General features: G+C 70.4%; 13 protein-coding genes. 8 read left to right on the forward strand and 5 right to left on the reverse strand.

Annotated elements, in window-relative coordinates; genetic code table 11:
* Positions 1-67: 67 nt before the first annotated feature.
* Together JWN68_RS13205 and JWN68_RS13210 are read left to right on the forward strand one after the other, a co-directional pair.
* The gene (locus JWN68_RS13205; RefSeq protein ID WP_297739645.1) at positions 68-352 is read left to right on the forward strand and encodes a hypothetical protein; all 285 of its coding nucleotides are present in this window, start codon (positions 68-70) and stop codon (positions 350-352) included.
* 62 nt (positions 353-414) lie between these two features.
* Positions 415-921 carry a DUF3253 domain-containing protein gene (locus JWN68_RS13210; RefSeq protein WP_297739647.1) on the forward strand — a complete coding sequence of 169 codons (507 nt, stop codon included), beginning with the start codon at positions 415-417 and terminating at the stop codon, positions 919-921.
* On the opposite strand, the gene JWN68_RS13215 is transcribed toward JWN68_RS13210, so the two are convergent.
* Together JWN68_RS13215 and JWN68_RS13220 are read right to left on the reverse strand one after the other, a co-directional pair.
* Entirely contained in the window at positions 918-2,018 is a 1,101-nt protein-coding gene (locus JWN68_RS13215; protein ID WP_297739649.1) for a potassium channel protein, read from the reverse strand. The genes JWN68_RS13210 and JWN68_RS13215 overlap by 4 nt on opposite strands.
* A 12-nt stretch (positions 2,019-2,030) precedes the next feature.
* Positions 2,031-2,999, reverse strand: coding sequence for a YihY/virulence factor BrkB family protein (locus JWN68_RS13220; RefSeq protein ID WP_297739651.1), 969 nt, complete (start codon positions 2,997-2,999; stop codon positions 2,031-2,033).
* 106 nt (positions 3,000-3,105) lie between these two features.
* On the opposite strand from JWN68_RS13220, the gene JWN68_RS13225 reads away from it, so the two are divergent.
* On the forward strand, positions 3,106-4,761 hold the full coding sequence (locus JWN68_RS13225; protein WP_297739653.1) for an acyl-CoA dehydrogenase family protein: 1,656 nt from the start codon (positions 3,106-3,108) through the stop codon (positions 4,759-4,761).
* On the forward strand, positions 4,761-5,495 hold the full coding sequence (locus JWN68_RS13230; protein ID WP_297739655.1) for a class I SAM-dependent methyltransferase: 735 nt from the start codon (positions 4,761-4,763) through the stop codon (positions 5,493-5,495). The genes JWN68_RS13225 and JWN68_RS13230 overlap by 1 nt, the downstream gene beginning before the upstream one ends.
* Here JWN68_RS13230 and JWN68_RS13235 read toward each other — a convergent pair.
* Both JWN68_RS13235 and pgm read right to left on the reverse strand, forming a co-directional pair.
* Entirely contained in the window at positions 5,452-7,668 is a 2,217-nt protein-coding gene (locus JWN68_RS13235) for a SpoIIE family protein phosphatase (RefSeq protein WP_297739657.1), read from the reverse strand. The two genes, JWN68_RS13230 and JWN68_RS13235, sit on opposite strands and share 44 nt — an antisense overlap.
* 100 nt (positions 7,669-7,768) lie before the next feature.
* Positions 7,769-9,427: a phosphoglucomutase (alpha-D-glucose-1,6-bisphosphate-dependent) gene (pgm, locus tag JWN68_RS13240; protein WP_297739659.1), complete on the reverse strand. Its 1,659-nt coding sequence runs from the start codon at positions 9,425-9,427 to the stop codon at positions 7,769-7,771.
* A gap of 111 nt (positions 9,428-9,538) precedes the next feature.
* On the opposite strand from pgm, the gene JWN68_RS19365 reads away from it, so the two are divergent.
* Genes JWN68_RS19365 through JWN68_RS13255 form a run of 4 tightly spaced genes read left to right on the forward strand, consistent with a single transcriptional unit; the run spans position 9,539 to position 11,747 of the window.
* Positions 9,539-9,757 (forward strand): hypothetical protein, encoded by a 219-nt coding sequence (locus tag JWN68_RS19365; protein WP_366519806.1) that lies wholly within the window; start codon positions 9,539-9,541, stop codon positions 9,755-9,757.
* A 45-nt stretch (positions 9,758-9,802) separates the two neighbouring features.
* Positions 9,803-10,165 (forward strand): YciI family protein, encoded by a 363-nt coding sequence (locus JWN68_RS13245; protein WP_297739661.1) that lies wholly within the window; start codon positions 9,803-9,805, stop codon positions 10,163-10,165.
* Positions 10,162-10,518 carry a hypothetical protein gene (locus JWN68_RS13250; protein ID WP_297739663.1) on the forward strand — a complete coding sequence of 119 codons (357 nt, stop codon included), beginning with the start codon at positions 10,162-10,164 and terminating at the stop codon, positions 10,516-10,518. The genes JWN68_RS13245 and JWN68_RS13250 overlap by 4 nt, the downstream gene beginning before the upstream one ends.
* Before the next feature lie 2 nt (positions 10,519-10,520).
* Positions 10,521-11,747, forward strand: a complete 1,227-nt coding sequence (locus tag JWN68_RS13255; RefSeq protein ID WP_297739665.1) for a DUF6596 domain-containing protein — start codon at positions 10,521-10,523, stop codon at positions 11,745-11,747.
* Here JWN68_RS13255 and JWN68_RS13260 read toward each other — a convergent pair.
* The coding region (locus tag JWN68_RS13260) for a glucose-1-phosphate adenylyltransferase (RefSeq protein ID WP_297739668.1) at positions 11,732-12,720 on the reverse strand (989 nt) is incomplete at its 5' end. The genes JWN68_RS13255 and JWN68_RS13260 overlap by 16 nt on opposite strands.

A 12,720-nucleotide genomic window follows, 5' to 3' on the forward strand; every position in this document is an offset into this window, starting at 1 on the left:
CCCCCCCCGCTTGAGACGCGTCAGCGCGAGGGCGTGTCAGTCGGTGGGCCCCCGTAGCCTCTCCGGCATGGCGGGTGGAATGAGCTCAGGTCACGGCGAGAGCCTGGCCCAGCGCGTCGCCGAGACGACGTCGCGCACCATCGGCGCACCCCCCATGGACACGCAGGGCCCGGTCCCGGCCGTCAAGCACTGCTGGTACGCCGGACCCCATGGCCGACAGGCTGCGCTGCTGCTCGAGTGGCGCCGCGTCGGAGACGGCCACGACGGTCGGATCGTGGTTGCCGTCCCGGACTACTCGGGCTGGGGACTGGTCGAGATGTGGGTCGACGCCGCGTTGCTCCGGCCCGCCTAGCCCGGCGGCGCACACTGCCCCGACCTCCGCAGGCGCTCCCAGCCCCCACCTACGCTGCTCTCATGGCTCCTTCCGCCAGCGGCGACGAGGTCGAGCGCACCCCGGACGGACACCACATCGTGGTGGCCGGGCGGAAGTGGCGTGCGACCGATCCGCTCATCCCCGACAACTTCCGAGCCGAGCTCGTCGCCGAGCTGATGCGGGCCCGACGCCTGGTGGGCAGCCAGGGCGACGCCGCCCGGCCGATGGTGCACGACGCGAAGACGGCGCTGGGCGAGCGGGGCGAACCGTGGTGGGAGCCGTCGACCGACGACGGACGACGCGACCGGCTGGCCGCCACCATCCGCGCTCTCCTGCGGCATCGCGACGGCACGACCATCTGCCCCAGCGACGCCGCACGCGTGGTCGGCGGTGACGACTGGCGCGACCTCGTCCCTGTCGCACGCGAGGTGACACACGCACTCGTGCGGCAGGACGTCGTCGCGGTGCAGCAGAAGGGCGTCCCCGTCGACGTACGAGAAGCGCGCGGGCCCGTCCGGATCGCTCCCGGACCCGCCCTGGATCGCTAGTCCTGGTCGGACGCCTTCTCCTCGCCGTGGGTGCCGGGACGAGGAGCCCAGGGCAGCTCCTTCGCCGGGCGTACGACGATCAGCCGGTCGCCTCGGGCCAGCAATGTCACGACCGGGTCGAAGTAGCGGTAGACCTGCTCGTCCCGGACGACGGCGATGACCTGGTCGGGCAAGGACTGCGGGGGCTTGCCGACCTCACTGACGAGCAGGTCGCGCTCGGCCACCTCCAGGCCCTCGCCGTACGTCAGGAGGTCCTCCATCACCGAACCGAGCATCGGTGACATCGACGACAGCCCGAGCAGCCGGCCGACTGCGTCGGAGGAGGTGATCACCGAGTTGGCGCCGGACTGGCGCATGAGCGGGACGTTCTCCTGCTCGCGCACCGCCGCCACGATCCAGACGTCGGGGTTGAGCTGGCGCACCGTGAGCGCCGACAGCACGTTGGACGCGTCGCTGTCGGTGGTGATGATGACGTGCGTGGCGAGCTGGACGCGAGCACTGCGCAGCACCTCACGTCGCGTGGCGTCGCCCGTGATCACGGCCAGGCCGTCGCGGTGCGCCTCCTCCTTGGCAAGGGCGCTGGGGTCCACGACGATGATCGACTCCCGGTCGTGGCCGTTGTTGACCAAGGTCTCGACCGCGCTTCGCCCCTTGGTGCCGTAGCCGACGACGACGACGTGTTCTTCCACTTTTCTCCTCCACCGGGCGACCCGGAACATCTCACGGCCCTGCGAGGCGAGAACCTCGAGGGTGGTGCCGATCAGCAGCACCAGGAAGGCGATGCGAGCAGGGGTGATGACGAACGCGTTGACCAGGCGTGCCTGCGGGGTGACGGGCGCGATGTCGCCGTAGCCGGTCGTGCTGAGCGTGACGGTGGTGTAGTAGATCGAGTCGATCAGGCCGACCCTGAAGTAGGGCGGGTCGTTGCCGTCGCGGTAGCCCTTGCGGTCGAAGTAGACCAGCAGCACGGTGCCGACCAGGATCGCCAGCGCTGCGAGGAGCCGTCGCCCCAGCTCCCACCACGGTGATCGAACGACGTCCGGCAGCGCGATGCGGGCGCTGCGCGAGGTGCTCGGCACGCCCGGTCGGTCATCCACGGCCGGAGTCTTTCATGCCGCTTCCTTGGACGTGATCGCCTGACGCAGTCGCTGCACGAGCTCGTGGCGAGCACTAGTGGTCGCGCCCTGGGGAAAGACGGTGTCGAAGGCGGCGTTGACCGCCGCACCGATGAGGACCGCGATGGCCAGGAGATACAGCCAGAGGAGTACGGCGATGGGCGCGGCCAGCGGGCCGTAGATGGATCTCGACTCCGCCGCGGTGACCGTGAGGACCCACCGCAGCACGAAGGAACCGGCGACCCAGGCGATGAGCGAGAACGTCGCGCCCGGCAGGTTGAAGGCCCAGCTCGTCCGGACCGGGACCGAGACGTGGTAGAGCGTGGCGAGGAAGCAGATGCACATCACGATGACGACGGGCCAGTAGAACGACATCACGAACTCGAACCGCGCCGGCAGCCAGTCACGGATCAGCCCGGGCCCGGCGACGACCAGCGGCAGCGTGACCATCCCGGTGAGCATCGCCAGCAGGTAGAGGGCGAACGACAGTGCTCGGGTCTTGACGATCCCTCGGTGCCCGCCCAGGCCGTGCATGATCGTGATGGTGTCGACGAAGACGTTGAGCGCGCGCGAGCCCGACCACAACGCCAGCACGAACCCCACCGAGACCACGTCGAACCGCCCGCCGTCGAGGACGGAGTTGAGCGTCGGGGCGATGATGTCCTCGACCGCCTTCTCCGTCAGGCCCTGGGACGCCAGCGCCAGGATGGCGCTCCGGACCTCCGCGATGTCCGCGGGCGAGAACTGCTCGGAGACGAACCCCACCGCGCCCGCGAGCGCGAAGATCAACGGCGGCACGGACAGCACCGCGAAGAAGGCGGCCTCGGCCGCCAGCCCGGTGACGCGGTAGCGCATGCAGGAGCCGACGGTGCTCACGACCAGGCGCCACACCTGGCCGCGGAGGACCTCCCACCGTGCCCGGACCGTTCGCAGCGCAGGGTGCTGCGAACTCTCCTCGGCCATGCGCCCACCGTATCCGCGTCCCTCACCAGGACGCAGATCCTCCTCCCGGATCCACCCCTGGGCTTGCTGCGCCGCACGTCGCCGTCCTGCGCCTACGGTGGGGGCCATGACCGAACCGAGCTCCCGGGAGTCCCTCCGGGTCGTCGACAACCAGCCCCCGCCCCTCGCCGGGCACAACGTCGTGACCTCCGACGTCGCCCTGACCGAGGCGCTGACGCACCACGGCTCCGCTGACGTCGTCGAGGACCTGATGCTGCTCGGCCTCGAGGCAGGGACGGCCGAGGCACGTGAGCACGGGATGCTGGCCAACCGGCACCATCCCGAGCTGACGCCGTACGACCGCTACGGCAACCGCATCGACGAGGTCGCCTTCCACCCGTCGTGGCACTGGCTGATGGAGCGAGGCGTCGGCCACGGGCTCGCCGCAACAGCGTGGGAGCTGCAGGAAGGGGGCGACCCCCACGCCCATGTCCGCCGCGCCGGCGGGTTCTTCGCATGGTCGCAGACAGAGCCGGGCCACGGGTGCCCGATCTCGATGACGTACGCCGCAGTGCCGGCCCTCCGCGCGGACGACGCCATCGCCAAGGAGTGGACTCCCCTGCTGGCGTCGCGGCGCTACGACCCCGGAGTCCGGGCCCGCAGCGACAAGGTCGGGGCGCTGGCGGGCATGGGCATGACCGAGAAGCAGGGCGGCTCCGACGTCAGGAGCAACGTCACCGAGGCCAGAGCGACCTCGGAGGACGGCTTCTACACACTGCACGGGCACAAGTGGTTCACGAGCGCCCCCATGAACGACATGTTCCTCGTCCTGGCGCAGACCGAGGGCGGGCTGAGCTGTTTCGTCGTCCCCCGGGTGCTGGCCGACGGAACCCGCAACCAGCTCGACGTGGTACGACTCAAGGACAAGCTGGGCAACCGGTCCAACGCGTCCTCGGAGCTGGAGTTCGACGGCACCATCGGGCAGCGACTCGGTGACGAGGGCCGCGGGGTCCGGACGATCATCGACATGGTCGCGGCCACCCGACTCGACTGCGTCCTGGGCTCGGCCTCGCTGATGCGCCGGGCGCTCGCCGAGGCGTCCTGGCACGTCACCCACCGCTCCGCCTTCGGTGGGCGCCTCGTCGACAAGCCACTGATGCAGAACGTCATCGCCGACCTCGCCGTCGAGTCCGAGGCCGCCACCGCCCTGGCGCTGCGCCTCGCGGCGGCTGTGGACCGGCCGGGCGACGTACACGAGGCAGCCCTGCGTCGGATCGCCCTGCCGCTGGCGAAGTTCTGGGTGTGCAAGCGCACCCCCTTCATGGTGGCCGAGGCCCTGGAGTGCCTGGGCGGCAACGGTTACGTCGAGGAGTCGGGTCTGCCGCTGCTCTTCCGCGAATCGCCGCTCAACTCCATCTGGGAGGGCTCCGGCAACGTCAACGCGCTCGACGTGTTGCGCGCGCTGACGCGCGAGCCCGAGGTCCTGGCGGCGTGGATCACGGAGGTGGGCCTGGCTCGCGGGTCCGACCACCGCCTCGACCGGGCCATCGACGACACCCTGGCGCTGCTCGGCGACGTGGCGGGGCTCGAGGTCGCTGCCCGACGACTGGCCGGCCAGATGGCCGCCTGCCTGCAGGGCTCGCTCCTGGTCCGGTTCGCCCCGGCCGAGGTGGCCGACGCCTTCTGCTCCTCGCGACTGGGGACCACCTACAACGGCACCTTCGGCACGCTGGCGGGCGGCGACCTCCGCGCCATCGTCGACCGCACCACCCCGGTGCTCTGATGGCGACCCGCGAGTGGGACGCCACCACCTACGACTCCCTTCCCCTCCCCCACGTCGCGTGGGGTGCGGGGGTGCTCGACCGGATGCGTCTGACGGGCCACGAGAGGGTCCTCGACGCCGGCTGCGGCACCGGTCGCGACGGTGCGGCCTTGCTCGCGCGCTGGCCCGAGGCACGGCTCGTCGGTGTCGACGGGTCCGCCCGGATGATCTCGGAGGCGCGCACCAAGCTCGGAGACGTCGTCGAGCTGCACGTCGCCGACCTGACCGAGCCCCTCCCGCTGACCGAGCCCGTCGACGCGGTGATGAGCGTGGCCGCCTTCCACTGGATCGAGGACCACGACCGGCTCCTCAGCAACCTGGCGGCAGTGATGCGCCCGGGGGCCCGCCTCACGTCCGACTGCGGCGGCCAGGGACAGCTGGCGATCCTGGGTGCGGCCCTGGTGGAGGTGACCGGGGAGGGGAAGTACGGCGTGAGCTATCGCGGCGTCGACGAGACGCGGGCCTCGCTCGCGGGCGCCGGCTTCGATGTCGAGGACGTGCGACTTCGGCCCGACCCCCTCCGGATCGACGACCGGGAGGTGCTGGACACCTACCTCGCCGTGGTCTGCCTCGGCAGCCACCTCGTCGACCTGCCGCTGGAGGAGCAACGGGACTTCGTAGGCCGCGTCCGGAGCGCGATGTCCGAACCCGTCATCGACTACGTCCGGCTCGAGATCGAGGCTGTTCGTCGCTGAGCCTGCCCGTGCCGTGCTCGGGGCGCGGCTGGGGGCGGTACTGGAGGAGCAGGAAGCTGGCATCGTCACTCAGACGACCTTGGTGGTGGTCGAGGAGCGCGAGCGTGACGCGCCGCATGGTCTCGGTCGGCGGCAGTCCCGCGGCCAGGTGGAGCGTCAGGAGCTCCACAAGCCGATCGGTGCCGAAGAAGGCGCCGTGCGGCGAGCGCGCCTCGACCACCCCGTCGGAATGGAGCAGAACCATGTCGCCCGGCTCGAGGCGCTCTTGGCCGATGTGGACGCCCCGCAGGTCGACCATGCCGCCCAGCCCGAACGGCAACGTCGGCTCGACGTCCAGGGTTCGGACCAGTCGCCCATGACGGAGCAGCAAGGGGGCGGGATGGCCAGCGTTGACCCACTGCAGCATCCCGGTCTCGGTGTCGAGCTTGACCACGACGCCGGTCGCGAACGCATCGGCTGCGAAGACGGACGCAACCGCTGCGTCGACCGAACGCGCCAGCTCGGACAGTCCCAGCCGTCCTCGCCGGGCGTTGCGGTAGGCCGCGACCGTCAAGGCGGACAGCTGCGCACTGGGCAGGCCGTGCCCCATGGCGTCGAAGACCGCGAGGTGTGCCAGCCCTGGATCGACGGCGTAGTCGAAGGTGTCGCCACCCACTTCGTAGGCCGGCTCCACGCCGCCGGTGATGGTCACGTCGTCGCTGACGAACGCCAGAGGAGGGAGCAGGGACCACTGCATCTCGGCTGCCAGGCTCATGTCCTTGGTCCGCCGAAGGCGCACGAGCGTGTCGCCGTACTTCGTCTTGGTCACGATCAGTTCGGCCGCCACGGCTGCGAAGGTGAGCAGCCGCTCCTCGAGCGCACCACCGTGCGCCTCGAGCGCGTCGGCGTCGGGCACTGTCACGGCAAGGACGCCGACCCGCTCGGTGCCGTCGACCAGGGGCAGCCAGACCTGCAGGCGTCCATCGTCCGTGCTCTCGTCGGCCTCCAGGACCTGCCGGACCACCTCGAGGTGCTGGAACGCGCGTCCAGCCATGGTGCGGTCCACGTTGAGGACCTCGACATGGGAGTCACGCGCGTGCGGCCCCATGCCGAGCAGCGGTGCCAGGGACCGCGCTTGCAGATCGGCCAGATAGGCAACCACCCGAGTCACCCCGAGCGCCTGGCCGTACTGCTCGAAGAGCTCCGGCAGGGCGTGGTCCGGGGCCTCGTGCGAATTCTCCAACAGTTCCGCCAGCGCGCGCTCCGGAGCAGTGCGCGCCGTCGCGTCCCCGTCGCGCTCTCCCCGGCTCTGCGGTCCGACCTCCCCAGCCCGCGCCGAGCCGGCTCCCGCCGCCCCACTCTGTCGAGCGTCGGTGAAGACCTGGGCGCGACGTGATCGCTGCCGCACCAGGGGCGGGCGCTGGGATGGCTCAGACGGCTGCTCGCGGGCGGCATCCGGTGCAACCGGCAGCCGCATCGTCACCGTGGCGTTGGCGATCAGTTCCTCGACCATCGCCAGCAGCCTGGAGGTGTTGGACTCGATGCGGTGGACGAAGTGCTCCTGCTCCTGTGCGCCGACGTCCGTAAGCAGTTCGGCAAAACCCTGGATGGCGGTGATCGGCATCTTGACGTCGTGCGTGAAGGTGTTCAGGAAGGCATCCTGGGCGACCTCCAGGCGGTGCTGCTCGGTGAGGTCGCGCATGACCATGACGAAACCCGTGTGGCGACCGCGGTCATCCAACATCGAGCTGATGACGACGTCGCTCCACAAGGAGGAACCGTCCTTCTTGAGCAGCCATCCGGTGTGCTCGTGACTTCCCTGGGCTCGCGCCCGGTCAAGGAGCTGTCGGGGCAGGTCGCCGACGCGGTCCTCCTGGGGAAAGAGCATGGAGAAGTCGAGGCCGAGCGCCTCGTCGTGGCTGTAGCCCTTCATGCGCTCGGCGCCCGTGTTCCACGACTCGATCAGGCCGTCCGGGTCGAGGGTGAAGATGGCGTACTCGGTCACGGCGTCGACGAGCAGCCGAAGACGGTTCTCGCTCTCCCGAAGCGCACCTTCGAGCATCCCGACCCGGGCGATGATCTGGCCCAACGGCAACCCGGCAAGCGTCCGGGGATCGACGACGAAGGGTGCAGCCACTCCGGCGGACGCGGACGCGGGTCTGGACGGCTCGGCGGCCGGCTCTGATGGCGACATTCACGACTCCCCTGGAGGCTGGTCAGCGGCACCCGAGGGCTTGCTTGTACGTCGACGCGAGTCTATTCGCCATGACAAGGCGGCGCAGCCCACGTTTAGGTTACTCGGGGACGCCCTCGGCCAGTGCAGCCGAGACGACCTGTCGCGCCTCCTCCTGGACCTGGGCCAGGTGCTCGGGGCCGCGGAAGGACTCGGCGTAGATCTTGTAGACGTCCTCGGTGCCACTCGGGCGGGCGGCGAACCACGCCGAGTCGGTGGTCACCTTGAGCCCACCGATCTTGGCGCCGTTCCCCGGTGCGTCGGTCAACCGGCCGGTGATCGCCTCCCCCGCCAACGACGTCGCCGTCACGTCATCCGGCGAGAGCGCCGCGAGCTTGGCCTTCTGCTGCCTATCGGCCGGCGCGTCGACGCGGGCGTAGGCGGGCTCGCCGTGCTCGGAGACAAGGTTGGCGTAGAGCTCGCTGGGCGTCGAGCCGGTCCGGGCCAGGATCTCCGATGCCAGCAGGCACATGATGAGTCCGTCCTTGTCCGTGGTCCAGGTGGTCCCGTCCATCCGGAGGAAGGAAGCCCCCGCGGACTCCTCGCCGCCGAAGCCGAACGAGCCGTCCATGAGTCCCGGCACGAACCACTTGAAGCCCACCGGCACCTCCACCATGGGCTTGCCCAGGGACGCCGCGACCCGATCGATCATCGAGCTCGAGACCAGCGTCTTGCCGATCCGGGCGCTGTCGGGCCAGCCGGGGCGGTTGCCGCCGAAGAGGTAGCCGATCGCGACGGCCAGGAAGTGGTTGGGGTTCATCAGTCCGGCGTCCGGGGTGACGATCCCGTGCCGGTCGGCGTCCGCGTCGTTGCCGGTGGCGATGTCGTAGTCGTCCTTGCGCGAGATCAGCGAGGCCATGGCCGACGGGGAGGAGCAGTCCATCCGGATCTTCTCGTCCCAGTCGAGCGTCATGAAGCGCCACGTGGGGTCGACGATCGGGTTGACGACCGTCAGGTCGAGGCCGTGACTGTGGGCGATCTCGGCCCAGTAGCGGACGCTGGCTCCGCCGAGCGGGTCCGCGCCGATGCGCACGCCGGCCGCCCTGATCGCGGCGAGGTCGACCACGGCGGGCAGGTCGTCGACGTAGGTGCCCATGAAGTCGTACGCGCCCGCGGTTGCCCTGGCCCGGGTGAACGGGATGCGGCGGACGCGGTCGAGGCCAGCCGCGATCAGCTCGTTGGCGCGCGCCGCGATCACGCTCGTGGCGTCGGAGTCGGCTGGTCCTCCGTGGGGCGGGTTGTACTTGAAACCGCCGTCGCCGGGCGGGTTGTGCGATGGGGTCACCACGATCCCGTCCGCCAGGCCCGAGCCGGTCGACCGTCCGCGGTTGGCACGGATGATCGCGTGCGACACCGCAGGGGTGGGTGTGTAGCCGTCATGGTCGTCCACCAGCACCGTCACGTCGTTGGCGACGAGCACCTCCAGCGCGGTGGCCCACGCCGGCTCGGACAGCGCGTGGGTGTCGCGCCCCATGAAGAGTGGACCGTCGTAGCCCTGCTGGCGGCGGTAGTCGCAGATCGCCTGGGTCGTGGCGGCGATGTGCGTGTCGTTGAAAGACGTCTTCACGCTGGACCCGCGGTGACCGCTCGTCCCGAAGGCGACCTGCTGGTCGACGTTCTCGGGGTCCGGGACCTTCGTGTAATAGGCCGTCACGAGATGGGCGACGTCCACCAGGTCTGCGGGTTGAGCGGGAGTGCCTGCACGGGATCCGGGAGCCATGGCGCCATCTTGTCGTCCGGTGGGAGCATGCGTCGAGGCAGGCTCGCGTGGAGCAGCTCGACGAATGTACCCCCGGGCGGGGGTACGGCGTCTTGACGTGAGGTGTGAGGCCTGGGCCTCGCCATCGTCCAGCACATCGTCGTACGCCACAGCGGTCGCATCGAGATGGACTCGCAGCTGGGGATCGGCTCCACGTTCACGGTGCGCCTGCCCGCCGCCACCACCGACGACTGGTGGTTGGAGGTCTGCCCGGTCGACGGATCGGCCGGTGACCCCAAAGGATTGCTCTCCCCTGTCGATCGACGCGGTCTTCGTCCGTCATGGTGGTGAGGTCGCACCCGCGGCCCGAGAGCCGACTGAGTGAAGGAGCTGGCCATGACCGAGTACGTCGTGTTGATCATCGGGGACGCGAACCGCTGGTGGACGTCCATGAGCATGACGGAGCGCAAAGAGGCCTACGCGGAGTACACCCGGTTCGGACAACAGCTCGCCGAGCGTGGCCACAAGGTCACCGGAGGTGCCGAGCTCAAGGCCAGCACCGAGGCGCGGACCGTGCAGCCGGGCAGCCTCGACATCACCGAAGGCCCCTACACCGAGAGCGCCGAGCAGGTGGGCGGCTTCTACCAGGTGGAGACCGACGACCTTGATGACCTCCTCGAGTGCTGCAAGATCATCGCCGGGCTCGGCGACGCAGTTCAGGTCGTGCCCACGGTCTTCGCCGCGGAGCGTCCATCGTGAAGTACCTCGTGCTGCTCATCGGTGACGGTGAGGTCAAGCCCTGGGCCGACCACACGCCCGATGAGAAGGCCGAGGTCATGGGACGCTTCCGAGCCTTCGACGAGGCCTGCGCCGCTCGGGACGGCGTCGAGCTGCTCGCGGGCGAGGCGCTGGCGGAGCCGAGCGACGCGACGACGCTGCGCACGCGAGGGGGCCAGCTCCAGCTGACCGAGGGGCCCTACGCCGAGGTGGTGGAGGGCATGGGCGGGTTCTACCTCATCGGCGCTCCCCACCTGGACGTGCTGGTCGACCTGCTGGGTGTCCTGCCGCCGTACGACATGCAGATCTCGCCCGTGGTCGACGTCTCCTTGTGACGGTGGACCCGCTGGCAGAGGTCGTGCGCGAGGAGTGGGGTCGCCTCGCGGCGCTGCTCCTCGCGCGGTTCCGGCGCCTCGACCTCGTCGAGGACGCGCTGGGCGATGCGGTCGAGGCCGCTGCTCGCACCTGGCCCGACGACGGCGTCCCGGAGAGGCCGGCTGCCTGGCTGCACACGACCGCGAGCCGACGCATCCTCGACCGGCTGCGCACCGAGGCCGTCGCCCAGCGGGTGCAGCCGCTGCTCGCCGTCGAAGCGGCCCGCGCGGAATCTGGACGGACCATGGCCGACCCCGGCGCGCTGGTCGAGGACGACCTCCTGCGGCTGGTGCTCATGTGTTCCCACCCTGCGCTCGCCCCGGAGGCGGCCAGCGCCCTGTCCCTGCGCCTGGTGCTCGGAGTGCCGACCCCCGACATCGCCCGGCTCTTCCTGGTGCCGGAGACGACCATGGCGGCCCGGATCACCCGGGCGAAGAAGCGCATCGTCGGCGCCGGCATCCCTTTCGGCGTCCCCGACGCCTCCGTGCTGCCGGGGCGCATCGATACCGTCGCGCAGACGGCGTATCTCGCGTTCACCGCCGGCTACGCACCGGGGACGGGCACGGACCTCCTGCGCGCGAGCCTGTCCGGCGAGGCGATCCGTCTCGTCCGCTCGGTGGTGGCGCTGCGTCCCGGGGAGGCGGTGCTCGTCGCCCTGTTGGCGCTGATGCTCTTCCAGCACTCGCGGCGTGACGCACGCGTGCGCGACGGCCGACTCGTGCTGCTCCCCGACCAGGACCGTGAGCTGTGGCACCGCAACGAGGTCGAGGAGGCGCGGGCGCTGCTGGACGACCCGGTGCTACGCGCCCCGGTCACGCTCCAGGCGGCGGCGTACACGCTCCAGGCGTGTATCGCTGCCGAGCACGCTCTGGCGCCGTCGTCGTCAAGGACCCGGTGGGAGCACGTCGTGGGCCTGCACGACCTCCTGATCGGGCTGGCCCCGACGCCGAGCGGGCGACTGGCGCGCGCGGTCGCCTTGGCCGAGGCCCGCGGACCGGCTGCGGGACTGGCTGCGCTGGAGGGCGTGGAGATCCCGACCACACACCGCATCGCCGCCGTACGCGCCGAGCTGCTGGCCCGATCGGGTCAGCACGACGCCGCCCGCGCGGCCTACGACCAAGCCCTGGCCGCCTGCCGCAACGACGTGGAGAGCGCCCACCTGCGGGAGCGCCGTCAGTCGCTCGGCTGAGGCTCCGCCACGCGTTGCTGCTTGGCCAGCACGGTCAGCCCGTCCTCGACGACGAACCCACGGGCCCGGTCCTCGTCCGGGTCGACCCCGATCCGGGCGCCGGGAGGCACGATCACGCCCTTGTCGATGATGGCGTTGCGTACGACGGCACCCTCGCCGACCTGGACCCCGTCCATCAGCACCGACTCGGACACCTCGGCGCCGTCCTTGACCCACACCGCGGGCGAGAGCACCGACTGGTTCACGGTGCCGCCGCTGACCACCACGCCGGGCGAGAGGATCGAGTTGTACGTCGAGACGCGCGCCCCGCTCGCCCCCTCGACCAGCTTGGCCGGCGGGTGCGGGCCGTAGCTGGTGTAGATCGGCCACGCCTGGTTGTAGAGGTTGAAGACGGGCAACGGCGAGACGAGGTCCATGTGGGCGTCGTAGTAGGAACGCATCGTCCCGACGTCGCGCCAGTAGCCGCGGTCGCGATCGGTCGAGCCGGGGACCTCGTTGTCCTTGTAGTCGTAGACGGCCGACTCGCTCTTGTCGACGAACCACGGCACGATGTCGCCGCCCATGTCGTGCTTGGACTGCTCGAGCGCAGCGTCCCGGACAACTGCGTCGCGCAGCGCGTCGGCGGTGAAGACGTAGTTGCCCATGTTGGCCAGCACCTCGTGCGGGGAGTCGGGCAGGCCGACCGGGTCGGAGGGCTTCTCGAGGAAGGCGCGGATGCGGTCGGGGCTGGTGGGGTCGACGTCGATCACCCCGAACTGGTCGGCGAGTCCGATCGGCTGCCGGATCGCGGCGACCGTGCAGCCGGCGCCGGACTCGACGTGGTCGGCGACCATCTGCGAGAAGTCCATCCGGTAGACGTGGTCCGCGCCGACCACGACGACGATGTCGGGCTGCTCGTCGGTGAGCAGGTTGAGCGACTGGTAGATCGCGTCGGCGCTGCCGAGGTACCACCGCTTGCCCACCCGCTGCTGGG

Origin of the sequence: Nocardioides sp. (assembly GCF_025964975.1) — a bacterium.
In the GTDB taxonomy this organism is placed as follows: Bacteria; Actinomycetota; Actinomycetes; order Propionibacteriales; family Nocardioidaceae; genus Nocardioides.